Annotated in this window: 16 protein-coding genes and 1 tRNA gene; 5 read left to right on the top strand and 12 right to left on the bottom strand. The window is 56.0% G+C overall.

Annotated elements, in window-relative coordinates; genetic code table 11:
• Positions 1 to 470 precede the first annotated feature (470 nt).
• Positions 471 to 2,165, bottom strand: coding sequence for a diguanylate cyclase (locus ABNT42_RS20885; protein ID WP_348700308.1), 1,695 nt, complete (start codon positions 2,163 to 2,165; stop codon positions 471 to 473).
• Positions 2,166 to 2,351: 186 nt separating this feature from the next.
• On the opposite strand from ABNT42_RS20885, the gene ABNT42_RS20880 reads away from it, so the two are divergent.
• Positions 2,352 to 3,254 carry a cache domain-containing protein gene (locus ABNT42_RS20880; protein ID WP_348700306.1) on the top strand — a complete coding sequence of 301 codons (903 nt, stop codon included), beginning with the start codon at positions 2,352 to 2,354 and terminating at the stop codon, positions 3,252 to 3,254.
• Here the strand turns inward: ABNT42_RS20880 and ABNT42_RS20875 are convergent.
• The 3 genes from ABNT42_RS20875 to ABNT42_RS20865 all read right to left on the bottom strand — a co-directional run bounded on the left by ABNT42_RS20875 (position 3,251) and on the right by ABNT42_RS20865 (position 4,976).
• Complete coding sequence (locus tag ABNT42_RS20875; RefSeq protein ID WP_348700304.1) at positions 3,251 to 3,529, bottom strand: hypothetical protein; 279 nt, start codon at positions 3,527 to 3,529, stop codon at positions 3,251 to 3,253. The genes ABNT42_RS20880 and ABNT42_RS20875 overlap by 4 nt on opposite strands.
• Positions 3,530 to 3,838: 309 nt before the next feature.
• On the bottom strand, positions 3,839 to 4,633 hold the full coding sequence (locus ABNT42_RS20870; RefSeq protein WP_348700302.1) for a RepB family plasmid replication initiator protein: 795 nt from the start codon (positions 4,631 to 4,633) through the stop codon (positions 3,839 to 3,841).
• Positions 4,623 to 4,976 carry a hypothetical protein gene (locus ABNT42_RS20865; protein ID WP_348700300.1) on the bottom strand — a complete coding sequence of 118 codons (354 nt, stop codon included), beginning with the start codon at positions 4,974 to 4,976 and terminating at the stop codon, positions 4,623 to 4,625. The genes ABNT42_RS20870 and ABNT42_RS20865 overlap by 11 nt, the downstream gene beginning before the upstream one ends.
• Positions 4,977 to 5,058: 82 nt before the next feature.
• Here ABNT42_RS20865 and ABNT42_RS20860 point away from each other — a divergent pair, with 82 nt between their 5' ends.
• Positions 5,059 to 5,301: a helix-turn-helix transcriptional regulator gene (locus ABNT42_RS20860; protein ID WP_348700298.1), complete on the top strand. Its 243-nt coding sequence runs from the start codon at positions 5,059 to 5,061 to the stop codon at positions 5,299 to 5,301.
• Positions 5,302 to 5,337: 36 nt separating this feature from the next.
• On the opposite strand, the gene ABNT42_RS20855 is transcribed toward ABNT42_RS20860, so the two are convergent.
• The 7 genes from ABNT42_RS20855 to petA all read right to left on the bottom strand — a co-directional run bounded on the left by ABNT42_RS20855 (position 5,338) and on the right by petA (position 10,279).
• Positions 5,338 to 5,829, bottom strand: coding sequence for a hypothetical protein (locus tag ABNT42_RS20855; protein ID WP_348700296.1), 492 nt, complete (start codon positions 5,827 to 5,829; stop codon positions 5,338 to 5,340).
• Positions 5,830 to 6,040: 211 nt separating this feature from the next.
• Positions 6,041 to 6,116, bottom strand: a tRNA-Thr gene (locus ABNT42_RS20850).
• A gap of 26 nt (positions 6,117 to 6,142) precedes the next feature.
• Positions 6,143 to 6,637: a ClpXP protease specificity-enhancing factor gene (locus tag ABNT42_RS20845; RefSeq protein WP_348700294.1), complete on the bottom strand. Its 495-nt coding sequence runs from the start codon at positions 6,635 to 6,637 to the stop codon at positions 6,143 to 6,145.
• An 87-nt stretch (positions 6,638 to 6,724) separates the two neighbouring features.
• On the bottom strand, positions 6,725 to 7,336 hold the full coding sequence (locus tag ABNT42_RS20840; protein ID WP_072788101.1) for a glutathione S-transferase N-terminal domain-containing protein: 612 nt from the start codon (positions 7,334 to 7,336) through the stop codon (positions 6,725 to 6,727).
• 121 nt (positions 7,337 to 7,457) lie between these two features.
• Positions 7,458 to 8,222, bottom strand: a complete 765-nt coding sequence (locus tag ABNT42_RS20835) for a cytochrome c1 (protein ID WP_348700291.1) — start codon at positions 8,220 to 8,222, stop codon at positions 7,458 to 7,460.
• Between the two features lie 32 nt (positions 8,223 to 8,254).
• The gene (locus tag ABNT42_RS20830; protein ID WP_348700289.1) at positions 8,255 to 9,667 is read right to left on the bottom strand and encodes a cytochrome bc complex cytochrome b subunit; all 1,413 of its coding nucleotides are present in this window, start codon (positions 9,665 to 9,667) and stop codon (positions 8,255 to 8,257) included.
• Positions 9,668 to 9,670: 3 nt separating this feature from the next.
• A complete protein-coding gene (gene petA, locus ABNT42_RS20825; protein WP_155435449.1) occupies positions 9,671 to 10,279 on the bottom strand; it encodes a ubiquinol-cytochrome c reductase iron-sulfur subunit in 609 nt (202 codons plus the stop codon).
• A 366-nt stretch (positions 10,280 to 10,645) separates the two neighbouring features.
• Between petA and mscL the strand changes: the two genes are divergently transcribed.
• The 3 genes from mscL to ABNT42_RS20810 are packed head-to-tail and all read left to right on the top strand — an operon-like array spanning position 10,646 to position 12,983.
• Positions 10,646 to 11,098, top strand: coding sequence for a large conductance mechanosensitive channel protein MscL (mscL, locus tag ABNT42_RS20820; protein WP_348700287.1), 453 nt, complete (start codon positions 10,646 to 10,648; stop codon positions 11,096 to 11,098).
• A 17-nt stretch (positions 11,099 to 11,115) separates the two neighbouring features.
• Positions 11,116 to 12,285, top strand: coding sequence for a Do family serine endopeptidase (locus ABNT42_RS20815; RefSeq protein WP_348700285.1), 1,170 nt, complete (start codon positions 11,116 to 11,118; stop codon positions 12,283 to 12,285).
• A gap of 8 nt (positions 12,286 to 12,293) precedes the next feature.
• Positions 12,294 to 12,983, top strand: a complete 690-nt coding sequence (locus ABNT42_RS20810) for a DUF2461 domain-containing protein (protein ID WP_348700283.1) — start codon at positions 12,294 to 12,296, stop codon at positions 12,981 to 12,983.
• Between the two features lie 39 nt (positions 12,984 to 13,022).
• Here ABNT42_RS20810 and ABNT42_RS20805 read toward each other — a convergent pair whose 3' ends face one another.
• On the bottom strand, positions 13,023 to 14,060 hold the full coding sequence (locus ABNT42_RS20805) for an NAD(P)H-dependent glycerol-3-phosphate dehydrogenase (RefSeq protein WP_348700282.1): 1,038 nt from the start codon (positions 14,058 to 14,060) through the stop codon (positions 13,023 to 13,025).
• Positions 14,061 to 14,080: the final 20 nt, after the last annotated feature.

Here is a 14,080-nt window from a genome sequence, read left to right as displayed (position 1 = left end):
CATTTTTGTACCTGATCGGGCTTAACGCCCTCTGTTGCCGCTATCCGCCGTAGGCATGGAAGCTCTAACATACGCAGGCGCAACTCGATGGGAGTGGCAAATCGCCTGCAATGGCTTGTTCCGACCATTTGCTCTCGAACCCAAGGGGGGGGGGGGGGAGGGACAAGGCATGCCCCTTGTCGAATCGTGAGATCAGTCAGCCCGTCAAAATTTTTCGCGCACGCGCGTGGACGAAGTGGTCGAATTACTTTTGTAACGACATACTGGTTGTTCCTCAACCTCCACACCATTCACATGCAAGACTTCACTTTGGCATTTCAATGGGTAGTAACCGTCCTGTTCATCTTGGCGAGCGTGCAGATGGCGCGTTCTGTGGCTCAGTCCCATCGCCGCCTCCAAGAGCTTGCAGGTGAACTTGCGGACATGAAGAAGTCGCTACATTCGTTTGGTGTAATGGTTGGCTGATACGGTCAGAGAGCAGTGGACTCTAACCCTAGCGTATAGCGGTTGCGCCCCTCAGTCTTGGAACGATACAGCGCGTTGTCCGCAGCCTTCAGAACACTGTCACGTTCAACAGAGCAGCCCTGAACAATGCATCCTCCAAGGCTAATAGTAACCCGTCCCACCGATGGGAAAGTGTGCTGTTCAATGTTGTGGCGCAGCTTCTCTGCAACACCTGCAAGTTCAGATGGACTCGTCACCGGATACATCATCACGACAAATTCTTCGCCGCCGTAGCGGGCGACAAAATCTGTGGCACGTACCGAACTTGTGATCTGGCCAGCAATCCCTGTCAGCACTTGATCGCCGACATCGTGGCCATAAGTGTCATTTACGTGTTTGAAGTGATCGGCGTCAATTAGCAGCACGCCATAGGCTTGTTGGGTACGAGCAGAGAGTGCGTGTAGTTCGGCCAATTTCAAGTCAAAGGCACGGCGGTTCGCCACACTGGTTAGCCCATCTGTCAATGCCTGCTGCGCGAGTGCATCGTTGGCGAGTCCTAGCGCCCTAGTGCGATCCTTGACCCGTTGCTCTAGCAGTTCGTTGGCCTCGACCAGCTCCTGACGGCTCGCAGCTAGATCGCTGGACGCTGTCTGGATAGCCTTCGCCAGCGTACGTAGTTCTTGCGGCAGGCGCTTGGGTACCTCGACTTGATCCGCGTCTTTCCCCAAGCGCTTCACTGCCAGTTCAAGCAACGTAATGGGCGCATTTATAAAGCCGGCGACCCGGTAGGCAAGCCAAGCTGCGCCCAATGCTATCAACAAGGTCACGACTACCATTTGCAGCGCCAGTCGGCGCAACGGGCCATAGGCCACGTCAACTGGCTGACGGAGTACAATCCGCCACCCCAGATGTTGGTCTGGTGTTTGGGGTAGGCTTGCTTGGGCCGTCACATAGGTATGTTGGTCAGCCCAGATTATTTCACTCGCATTGACTCTGAGTTCGTTACTTTGTTTAAACGACGTCTTGCCGGTATCGGCAAACGGATACAACGTTACTCCTTCACGATTTAGGATGTAGAACTGCATTTGGCGTGATTCGGCATCATCAGGCAACAACGTTTCGGCCAGACGAGTGACCCAACTCCAGTGGAGATGCGCACCAAGAACACCTAGCAGTTCGCCTTTCATATTTTGTACTGGCGCTGCAATATCTATAAAGCGTAAGGGTTCGTTGGCATTTTCGCGTGGCAAAAGGCGGCTAAGCAGGACAGCTTCATGCACATCTCCCATCCAAGGAGCTGAGCGCCCGACTTTGAACCACTCACGTTGGGTGACGTCCTTTCCAAGCAGCATTTTTCCCGCAGCAGCGATCACGGCCCCTTCTGGAGTGGCAACTCCTATCCATGCATATTCGGCGCGTAAGCTCCGCTTACTGTCTATGCGTTTCTGCAATAAAGCGACGCTTTCGGTGGACTGCATTAGATCAGGGGTACGGGATAGTTCGATAATCTCCGCGCTGCGATCACTTAATCCTGCCACGATCAATTCCGATGCCGCATGTACCCGCGCTTGTAACTCGTTCTGAATAGATTTTTGCAGCAAATCGCTGAACCAGACACCCCAAAGGAGACTGGATGAAACTAGCACTACAAAGGTGAGGATGCCGAAGGCGAGGGCGAGCTGAGTGCGAAAGCTGGATCGACTAAAAAATGAAATTTCCATTTTGATAATTTATTTTTATCCGATATAACTACTCTGTTACACTAGTTTGTAAAAAGCAAGCCCGACTCATCCTATTAAGTGCTTTCAGTGGTGATTAAGTTGAACTCTTTACCTGACCGACTTACCAGAATAAGGAAGCTATTCGTCGGACTGATGTTTGCTTCGCTACTACCACTGGTTATAGGTATGGCGGTGTTGCTATTTCACATCTTCCGTCAGCAAGATGAACACGCTAGAACGATGGCGATAGCGCGCGCACGTACAGTGATGTCCGTACTGGACCGCGAATTCTTACGTACCCATAGTGTACTTAAAACGTTGGGTAATAACGGACTTTGGCAAGAGCGGCGTTTTGCTGAGTTCCATGCCGAAGCACAGCAGTCCGCAAGGGACCTTGGCGCTAGTAGCATCCTCTTACTCGAACCGGGTGGTCAGATGATTCTGTCTACCAAGCGCCCATTTGGTACAGCACTTCCCACCCTGCGCTCAGCCCCGCTATTGGCACAGACCATCAGTACCGGATTGCCGGGCATTTCCAGTTTGTTTGTGAATCCGGTGGATCGCCAATACATCTTCACTCTATCTGTGCCGCTGCGCCAGAATGGCGAAGTGACATACTCCCTGAACGCGACCTATACTCCCGATGCATTGGACAACATCCTTGCAGAGCAGAAGCTATCGAAGAGCTGGCGTGCAGCCATCATTGATACTCAGGGGAAAATCGTCACACGCACGCATGAAGCTGCTCGGTTTACAGGGCGCCCCGTGCTTGCAAAACTTCTCGAAAAATTAAACACCGACAACGAAGGTGCCTACGATGATGTGACGCTGGACGGCATACCTGTTATGACAGCATTTAGTCGATCTTCGGTAAGTAAGTGGAGCGTCGTCATCGGCATACCGCTGGAAGAAGCCGCTGCGCCAGTGCGCGCCTTTGTACTTCAAGCCGTCGCTTTGCTGACCCTGACTTTGATAATTGGCATGGCGATTATCTGGTGGCTAAGCGCCTATCTCAATAAATTGGCCAATGCCATGTTAAGCGAACGTGGCGAAGCAGCGGCACGCGATGAGGGGCAACTGCTGCCCTAGCGTACCTCAATATCCAGCAGGACATACTGGTTCGGCAATGCGGCGGGGGCAATGATGCCAAGATCAACCAGTCTCACAGCAGTGTTTTTATCACTGATATAAACATCGCGTTGAAATGGGGCAGAGTCATATATGGCATCCTCCAGTGCTTGGCTCAACGATCGGTCGGCGTCAAATAGGGTGCGCAGTACAGAGCGCGGGATCGCTAGTACGGGTTCATTTAGGCGATGTTGCGTGTGCAACAATAGGGCAAATTGCAGTTCATGTTGCTGCATTGGCAGTTCATCGCTTCGTGAAATAGCGATGGTATAGTGGGTTGAGCGCAGGCATTCCGGGTCTGAGCAGTCATCCCTTACTAGAAAATTCTTCTCTGGAGCCGCCTTGCCTTGCGTCAGGGCTAAAAGAGCCGCTGGTACTTCAATTTATCTCGAAACGGGTAGCTTGGCCCGCATCGCCACGAATATCGATGAAGTAGCCTCCGTCTGGAGCATCCCAAGTTCCGCCGTCGCTGGCGATGTTATAAGCGAACGAAAAAGTTGCCATAGAGGTAAGTTCAATTGGCAGCCGCCAATCGCGGGTGGTTTTTAGTCTTCAGTGAAGTCTGGCTTGTCCTTGTGCCCCATGATCCAGTCAAACAGACCGTCGATATCCCGATGTGAATAGTTATAGTGTCGCCTGCGCAACCTCGCTTGTGGACTATTGTTTTCCGCTACCTGCATCACCTCCTCGATTTCATCGGGCGTCAGGTGCTTTCTTAGTCGTTTACGTACTCGGCAACTGAGTTGGTGCCATTTCAGGGACTTGGGGCGCTTGCCGCGTGCTTGCAGGCGGCTTATGAGCACCACCGACAGGTCAGCTGGAATTTTGGTACCTCGCGCCGCAGCGACAGGCTCGTTGAGGGCATCGGCGAACGAGAGCAGCCCTTTGCTGGTGTCTACATTGACGCCGCCGACAACCTGCTTAAGATACTCAAGGAAAAAGTTCGAAAATTCCAAGTCAACGAACTCTTCCCCAGAGCTGATCTTGGTTACCCAGCAGAAATCGGTACCCCAGTCATAGAATTCCATTTTGACTACGCGCCCGAAGAGCGCATGCACCGCAACGTCAAGTCGCCGACGGGCTATCTTTGGGGTGATGCCGGTACGCGCGGCAAACTCCTTCACAGGGATCGAGATCAATGCCCCCCAATGGGGGTGGGTGCCGACCGCGTTCTGACTGACAACGCTGACTAAACGGCGCAATATGTAACGTTCGTCTATGGACAGGCCGCGCGCGCTGTCTGCGAGCGCCTGTTGCCTTATTTGCTCTCGCTGTTGCTCTGTTTCCTCAGGCGGCAATACCTCCATGCTGCTGTCGCGCGCAATTACATCAATATGCATTTTTTACCTCGACGGACACCTCTGCCTTTGGCTTCAACTTCGGCCGCGCCAGCTCAGCATCACCATCGGTCAGGCACATGAATTGAACCTCTGCCTTGGGGTAGTTGCCCAACAAGAACGGCGGCTGCGCTTCCTGCGTGCTGACGACCTGTAACGACTTCCCTTGTTTGGCGCAGTGGGCGCTGGCCTCTTGGAAGGCTTCGGCCTTGAGCGTACCGGAGCCACTAAACCCGGTGGCAGCTTGGCGGCTGACCATGTAGGTATCCTTGCCGATTGGGATGATGCCGGAGTTGCTGGCGCAGCCGGCGACGAGCATTAGGCTCGCCAATTTTATTTTTTTCAAGCGTCTACTCTCTGTTATGGGCGTGCCGGAATGGGGAAGATTACCCGTGGCGTGACGCGGATGATACCGCGAAGATGAATGAATGCCAACTGCCTCTCCGAATGCAAAAGAACCCGTGCTTGTTGCCTTTGGCAATGCGGTTCGTGCTGCGCGTGCCGCAGTAGGCATCTCTCAGGAGGAACTTGCTCATTTGAGCGGAATTGACCGCTCCTATCTTGGAGCAATCGAGCGTGGTGAGCAGAACGCGGGTCTACTCCATTTGGCCCGCATAGCTGACGCGCTCGGCGTCAAGCTGGCGGAATTGACCGTGGATGCAGGGCTGTAGCGCGGGATGTTGACGCGCCACACGGTGTGCATGCCATCAATTGGTAAAGAATTGCTGTAGCAAGGGCAACAGCTTGGGTGCATTTTCCAGCCCGGCGTCCAAGACCTTCATGGTGAGGTGCTTCAAGCTCTCGCCGCGTAATTCTTTGAGCTGGTTCAGCAAGCTAAGTTTTTCATCTTCTGGAAGATCGGATTGTTCGATCCGTTCGCCGATCAGATCCTTAATTGTGTCGTCGTGCAGTTTTACCGTAACGGTTCCCAGTATGGCGGTAAGCCCGCCGTCATCTGCGAGAAAATCTAACCCGCGTGCAGTGATTCTTGCTCCGCTGCTCATCCAATGGCCATCAAGACCTTGCTGAAGCCCAGCTTCGACCAATCCGTGAGCTTCGAGGTAGAGCAAATTGGCCGTGTACTTGTCGTCCTCTGCTTCCGTCATTTCACGGGACGGGAAGACCTGCTGCGGCAAGCCAGCGTAGTGGTCTGACAAGAATTCCAACATCTCGCGCTGCAACTCTCGATCAAGTTTCATCTATCCCTCCAATTTTAGAATATTGGAAACTTATCATATCTCGGGCTGCCGTGGAGCCGACCTCCATGCTTTGCCGGAGTTGTCGCATGCGGCGGGGAAAGTGTTGAGTAAAGTGGGGTACAAGTGGGGTACAAACCTCGCCGCAGATCGCAAGCAAGAAAAAAGGGTTACACGCCGAAGCCTGTAACCCTTTGTTTTTCCTGCTGAATTTTGGTGCCGACTGCCGGTTTCGAACTGGCCACCTGATGATTACAAATCAACTGCTCTACCAAATGAGCTAAGTCGGCGAAACTTGTACGGGGCGAATTATACGCTATTTGATACGCGTGAGGGTGGGGCGGCCGCCCTTTTTGGGTGGCGTACCATCATCGTCCGGCGTACCGGACGGTGCGCTTTCCGTGGCCGCAGGGCTGGCGGCGGGACTGGCAGCAGGGGCCAGCGACAGCGTCGGTGCGCTATCTTCTTCCTCGTCTTCCAGCTCGTCCTCACCCATGCCCAGCGTCGGCTCGAAGGCCATGCCCTGACCGTTTTCGCTGGCGTAGATGGCGATCACATTGTTGACCGGCACGAAGATCTCGCGCGACACGCCGCCGAAACGGGCGTGGAAGCGGATCGCATCGTTGTCCATCTTCAGGCCGGAAGTGGCGCCGAAGCTGATGTTGAGCACGATTTCGCCGTTTTTCACGTATTCCATTGGCACCGTGGTAGCACGGTCGACTTTGACGGCCAGATACGGCGTGTAGCCGCTATCGGTGCACCATTCGTAAATGGCGCGCAGCATATAGGGCTTGGTAGAAATTTCAGACATGGGCTTCCAGACTGCGATAAAACCCGGCGCGCCGCCAGACTGAGCCAGCAAACGCGCCGATAGACTTCAAGAACAGCGGTGCTGCGCTTAGCGGCGCATTACCTTTTCCGACGGGGTCAGCGCTTCGATATAGGCTGGGCGCGAGAAGATGCGCTCGGCGTATTTCATCAGCGGTGCCGCGGTTTTCGACAGTTCGATGCCGTAGTGGTCGAGGCGCCACAGCAGCGGAGCCACGGCTACGTCCAGCATGGAGAACTCGTCGCCCAGCATGTACTTGTTCTTGAGGAACAGCGGAGCCAGCGTGGTCAGGCGGTCGCGGATTTCAGCGCGGGCCTTGTCGTGGCTCTTGTCGTTGCCCTTGGCGCGCTCGCTTTCCAGCGTGTGCACGTGCACGAACAGTTCTTTTTCGAAGTTGAACAGCATCAGACGGGCACGCGCGCGCATCAGCGGGTCGGCTGGCATCAGTTGCGGGTGCGGGAAACGCTCGTCGATGTACTCGTTGATGATGTTCGATTCGTACAGAATCAGTTCGCGTTCCACCAGAATCGGCACCTGACCATAAGGATTCATGGTCGAAATGTCTTCCGGTTTGTTGAACAGGTCAACGTCGCGCACTTCGAAGTCCATGCCTTTTTCAAACAGGACCAGACGGCAGCGTTGCGAAAATGGGCAGGTCGTACCCGAGTAGAGAACCATCATTTTTTATAGTTCCTTAGAAACAAAAAGGATGAGGCCGCGAACGGCTCATCCTGAATCGCTAGCCCGCCAGTGCGGGCATCGCAAAAACAAGCGCCGGCGAACCGGCGCTCTCGATTTGGTTTTACTTCACTTCTTTCCAGAAGGACGCGTTCAAACGCCATGCCAGGAAGGCGAACAAGGCCATGAACATGACCACGACTACACCGAGTTTCTTACGGGTAGCAGCAGCCGGTTCGGCCATCCACTCCATGTAACCGACCAGATCGCCGACAGCATTGTCGAACTCGATCTTGCTCAGTTTCCCTGGAGTAACTTGTTCGAAGCCATCGAACTGGTGCGTCATTTTACCGGCTTCGTGCGGATCCGGCACTTCCTTCATTTTAACCTTTTGTTCACCTTGCAGCTCCCACAGTACATGCGGCATCGCTGCATTGTTCAGAACCAGGTTGTTCCAGCCGGTTGGGCGGGTGTCATCCTTGTAGAACGTACGCAGGTAGGTGTACAGGTAGTCGGCGCCGCTGCCGGCGTTCGATGCCTTGGCACGGGCGATCACCGACAGATCTGGTGGTACCACGCCGAACCATGCTTTGGCATCCTTCGGCTGCATGGTGGTGGTCATCATTTCGCCCACTTTTTCACCAGTAAACAACAGGTTAGCCTTGATCTGGTCTTCCGTCAGACCGAGGTCCTTGAGGCGGTTGTAACGCATCGAGGACGCATTATGGCAGTTCAGGCAGTAATTGACGAACAGTTTCGCGCCATTCTGCAGGGCAGCCATGTTGTTGGAACGGTCCGGGGCCTTGTCGAGAGCGACGCCGCCTTCGTTGGCCAGTGCCAGTGCCGGCACCAGAGCCAGCATGGCGAGCAGTTTTTTAGGGAAATTCATGTAATGTCCTTTTTATACTTTAGCCAAGTCGATCAGTGCGCGTGGTACACAACGCGGTCCGGCACTTTCTTGAACGTGCCCATGGCGCTCCACCAAGGCATGAACAGGAAGAAGCTAAAGTAGAGCAGCGTGCAGACTTGCGAAATAATCGTACGGCCTTCCGTTGGTGGCAGGGTACCCAAGTAGCCCAGCGTCAGGAAGCTCAGGAAGAACACGGCGTACACATATTTGTGCCAGTCAGGACGGTAGCGGATCGATTTCACTGGCGATTTATCCAGCCAAGGCAGGAAGGCCAGAATCACTACCGAACCACCGAAGAACACCACACCCCAGAACTTCGCATCGAGTACCTGTGGCAGCATGCCGACCACGGCCACCAGAGCGATCGCGGCGATGGCGGTCTTGGTGGTACGGGCCAGATTCGACTTCAGCCACACGAAGCTGACGTAGCCAGCAACGAAGAACATCAGTACCCACATGAAGTCTGCGGTGGTAGCACGCAGCACCGAGTAGAACGCTGTGAAGTACCAGGTTGGTGCAATGTGCAGCGGGGTTTTCAGCGAATCGCCCGGCAGGAAGTTGTTGTATTCCAGGAAATAACCGCCCATTTCCGGCGCGAAGAATACGACGGCGCTGAAGATGGTCAGGAAGATCGATACGCCGAACAGATCGTGTACGGTGTAGTAAGGGTGGGAAGGGATCGAATCCACTGGATGGCCATCGGCGCCCAGGTTTTCTTTCACTTCGATACCGTCAGGGTTGCTCGAACCCACTTCGTGCAGTGCGATCAGGTGAGCTGCAACCAGACCCAGCAGAACCAGCGGAATCGCGATCACGTGGAAGGCGAAGAAGCGGTTCAGGGTAGCGTCGGAAACAACGTAGTCACCACGGATCCACAGCGACAGGTCAGGGCCGATCAGCGGAATCGCACCGAACAGGTTGACGATCACCTGGGCGCCCCAGTACGACATCTGGCCCCATGGCAGCAGGTAGCCGAAGAACGCTTCGGCCATCAGGCACAGGAAGATGGCGAAACCGAACAGCCAGATCAGCTCACGTGGCTTGCGGTACGAACCGTACAGCAGACCGCGCGTCATGTGCAGGTAGACGATGATGAAGAACGACGAAGCGCCGGTCGAGTGCATATAGCGCACCAGCCAGCCCCACGGTACTTCGCGCATGATGTATTCCACCGAAGCGAAGGCCAGCAGCGCGTCCGGTTTGTAGTGCATGGTCAGGAAAATACCGGTAACGATCTGCAGCACCAGTACCAGCATGGCCAGCGAGCCGAAGATGTACCAGAAGTTGAAGTTCTTAGGAGCGTAGTATTTGCCCCACTGGTCGTTCCACAGTTTGCTCAGCGGGAAGCGGTCATCGACCCAGCCCAGGGCTTTTTGTGCAGCCGGCGCGTCGGCCGGGAATTTGGTCTCTTTGAAAGCCGCCATGATTTATGCCTCGCCTTTCTCGTCTTTACCGATCACCAGCTTGGTGTCGCTCAGGAACATGTGACGCGGAACTTGCAGATTGTCCGGTGCCGGTTTGTTCTTGAACACGCGGCCAGCCATGTCGAAGGTCGAGCCGTGGCATGGGCACAGGAAGCCGCCTTCCCAGTCGTCCGGCAGCGATGGCTGCGGACCAGGGGTGAATTTCGACGATGGGGAGCAACCGAGGTGGGTGCAGATACCCACGGCCACCAGAATTTCCGGTTTGCGCGAGCGGTGTTCGTTGCGGGCATATTCCGGGGTGAATTCGTCCGGATTACGTTTCGATTCAGCGTCGGCCACTTTGCCGTCGGTGTTTTTCAGCGAGGCGATCATCTCAGGCGTACGCTTGATGATCCAGACGGGCTTACCGCGCCATTCCACGGTTTTCATTTCGCCCGGATTGAGGCTGCCAATATCCACTTCTACCGGTGCGCCGGCGGCCTTGGCGCGCTCGGACGGCTGGAACGTACTTACCAACGCGCCAGCGGTTGCCAGCCCCACTACACCACCCGCCGCGCCAGTAGCGACGAGCAATCCGCGTCGGCCGGAATCGACCTGCTTTTCGTTACTCATACAAACCCCAATCAGTCAAAGTGCGAACAAAATCCGAAACCGCAAACACCAAAATCGGAAGCGAAAACCCCATAAACGGAGCTTCTTGCAACCTTAAATTATAGGGTAAGCAGTTTTCGAACTAAAGAAAAAATCCTCCTCGGGCCCCGCATGTTGCTGCAGAATGCGCCGTTGCGCGCTTGAATTCTGCAGGGTGATGCCCTACTTGGGGGCGCGCAAACGGTAGATATTGATGCAAGACAAATTTATAGCCTAAAACCGCACCAAAATGCGCATCTGATAGCGGTGTTTTGAATCTGATTGAAAAAATAGTATGATCCAAGCGCGGTTTTGTTCACAATTGACCACACAGCGGGGATAAAAAATATGGCAATGATGCAGGAATTCAAAGAATTCGCAATGAAGGGCAATGTGGTCGATCTGGCAGTCGGTGTGATCATCGGCGGCGCCTTCGGCAAGATCGTCGACTCGCTGGTCGCCGATATCATCATGCCACCCATCGGCAAGTTGTTTGGCGGTCTGGACTTTGCCAACTACTACATCGGCCTGAATGGCCAGGCGTCCAATCTGAGTCTGGTGGAAGCCAAGAAGCTGGGCGCCGTGTTCGCTTACGGTAACTTCGCCACCATCCTGCTCAATTTCATTATTCTGGCTTTCGTGATTTTCCAGATGGTGCGTCTGATGAACAAGGCGCGCAATCTGAGCCACAAGCAGGCTGAGGAAGCGGCTGAAGCGGCGCCAGCACCGGTACCGGAAGACATCGCTCTGCTGCGCGAAATCCGCGACTCCCTGAAAAATAAACTGCTGCCGTCTGCGTGACGGCGAGGCCTACGGCAATGCGACGACTCTGGTTATTGTTTGCTCAAACGGTGACCGTGTTACTGGCACTGTATATGGTGTACAGCGCCGTAGGACCGGAGCGGCGTCAGGCTGCGCGTCCGCAGCAGATGGGCGATGCCGAGCATCCGGCTGTGATGCTGGAAGCGCGTCCGTCGAAAGCACCGGTCGCGGCAGCCGGTTCCTATCGTGCAGCGGCAGCGCGTGCCATGCCGGCCGTGGTCAACATCCTCACCAGCAAGAAGCCCAAGCGGGGCAAGCACCCGCTGCTGCGCGATCCCTTCTTTAAAAAATTCTTCGGCGAACGCGACCACGATGGCGAAGCCGACGAAGAAGAATCCAGTCTGGGTTCGGGCGTGATCGTTTCGGCCGAAGGCTATATCCTCACCAACAACCATGTGTTGGAAGCGGCCGACGAAATCGAAGTGGTGCTGGCCGATGGCCGCAAGGCGGCCGCCAAGGTGGTGGGCACCGATCCCGAGACGGATCTGGCAGTGATCAAGATCAGTCTGGAAAAGCTGCCCGTGATGGTGCTGGGGCAGGTCGATCAGGTGCAGGTGGGCGATGTGGTGCTGGCTATCGGCAATCCCTTCGGCGTGGGCCAGACGGTCACCATGGGCATCATCTCTGCGCTGGGCCGCAACAATCTGCACATCAACCATTTCGAGAATTTCATACAGACGGACGCGGCCATCAATTTCGGCAATTCCGGTGGCGCGCTGATCGATACCAATGGCAACCTGCTGGGCATTAATTCCGCCATCTATTCGCAGACGGGCGGCTCGATCGGCATAGGCTTTGCCATACCCGTTTCCACTGCTAAATCGGTGATGGAAGCCATCATCAGGAACGGGCAGGTGGTACGGGGCTGGCTGGGCGTGGAAACGCAGGAAATTACGCCGGAACTGGCCAGCAGCTTCGGCCTTAAGCGCCAGAGCGGCGCCATCATTGCCGGCGTGGTGAAGAACGGACCGGCCGATCATGGCGGGGTGAAACCGGGCGATATCCTGCTGACTGTCAACGAGCAGGCGATTACCGATACCAACCAGATGCTGAACGTGATTGCCCAGCTGGTGCCGGGCGAGCAAGCCAGCCTCAAAGTATTACGCAAGAATCAGGAAAGCACGCTCAGTGTCAAAGTGGGCAAGCGCCCCAGCAGCAAGCGATAAGGAACAACATGCATTTACGCGATCTCAAGCATTTTCTGTCCGAACTGACGGAGAACAACAACCGTCCATGGTTCATCATGAACAAGCCCCGCTACGATATTCTGCGCGCGGAATTCCTGCAGGTGGTGACGGAAATGATTGCCGAACTGGGCAAGTTCGATCCGGCCGTGAAGTTCTGCGATCCCAAGAAAGCCATGTTCCGCATCAATCGCGACGTCCGCTTTGCCCATGACAAAAGCCCGTACAAGACGCGTTTCTCGGCGGCGGTAGCGCCCAACGATATGCGCCGCCCCAGCAAGGCCGGTGGTCCCACCTATTACATGCAGATCGATGCGGCAGGCCGCATGCTGTTCGGTGCGGGCGAGTACATGCCGCCACCACCGCGCCTGAAAGCGCTGCGCCAGCTGATGGTGGACGATGCCGCCGGTTTTACTAAAGTGTTGAAAAACAAGAAGTTGCGTGCGACCTTCGGCGATATCCAGAACGAAGGCAAGCTGCAGCGCCCGCCCAAGGGCTTTGATCCCGAGCACGAGCATATCGAGTACATCAAGCTGAAAAGCTTCTTTGTCTGGACTGAGATCGATCTGCCGCTGAACCAGCCGGAATTGCTGGTGCCGACGCTGGTCAGCGGCCTGAAAGATGCCTATCCGCTGGTGCAGTGGATGCGTACGGCCAAAGAGGAAATCAGCGAAGAATGAGGACTGACAGTGGCCAGCGGCCACTGTCGCTAGTCGTGTTTAGCGCTGTACGGCTTCGTCGCGTGGATCGCGCGCCAGCAGGCGCGCTACCATCACTGGCGGCTGATCGCCATCGAACAGCACGCCGGCCACGGCATTCGTGATCGGCATATCTACGCCCAGCTTGGCCGCCAGCTCGCGTACGGCCTTGGCGCAGGGCACACCTTCGGCTACATGGCCCAGTTCCTGCACGATCTGATCGAGCGCCTTGCCTTGCGCCAGCCCCAGACCCACGCGGCGGTTACGCGACAGATCCCCCGTGCAGGTGAGGATCAGATCGCCCATGCCGGTCAGACCCATAAAGGTTTCTGTCTGCCCGCCCAGCGTAGTGCCGAGACGGGTAATTTCAGCCAGCCCGCGCGTAATCAGCGCGGCGCGTGCATTCAGACCCAGTCCCAGCCCATCGGCCACGCCGGTGGCGATGGCCAGCACATTCTTGACGGCGCCACCCACTTCCACGCCAGCCAGATCGGTACTGGAATACACCCGCAGATTGCCGCCATGCACGGTGGCGACCACGCGTTCGCGCAGCGTTGCGTCGCTCGATGCAATGGTCAGGGCACACGGTAGGCCGCGTGCCACTTCCTGCGCGAACGACGGGCCGGACAGAGCGCCGCCGGCCACACTGTCGCCCAGCACTTCGCGCACGATCTGGTGCGGCAGCAAGCCAGTCTCGTATTCAAAGCCTTTGCACAGCCACACCACATTGGGGATAGGGTAAGCCTTGAGTTGCGCCAGCAGCGGGCGCAGACCGGCCACAGGGCAGGCTGCAATCAGCAGGCTGTCGGGGCTGGCCACATGGGCCAGTGCGGCAGCGAAATCGCCGCTGACCTTGAGGCCGGCAGGGAAGGGCTGATCGGGCAGGTAATCCTGATTGACGCGCGCTGCGGCCATGGCTTCCATAGCGGCGCTGTTGCGGCCCCATAGCAGCACATCGTGACGCTGGGCCAGCGCCATGGCAACTGCCGTGCCCCAGGCGCCAGCGCCCAGCACGGTGACCTGACGGACAGCCGTCGTTTGTTTAGTTGAATCTTGCATACTACCTCGTTGGCCAGACG

Source organism: Duganella fentianensis (assembly GCF_964031615.1).
GTDB lineage: Bacteria > Pseudomonadota > Gammaproteobacteria > Burkholderiales > Burkholderiaceae_D > Rugamonas > Rugamonas fentianensis_A.
Note: the sequence above shows the minus strand (reverse complement) of the source record. Positions and strands in the feature narration are given on the sequence as shown.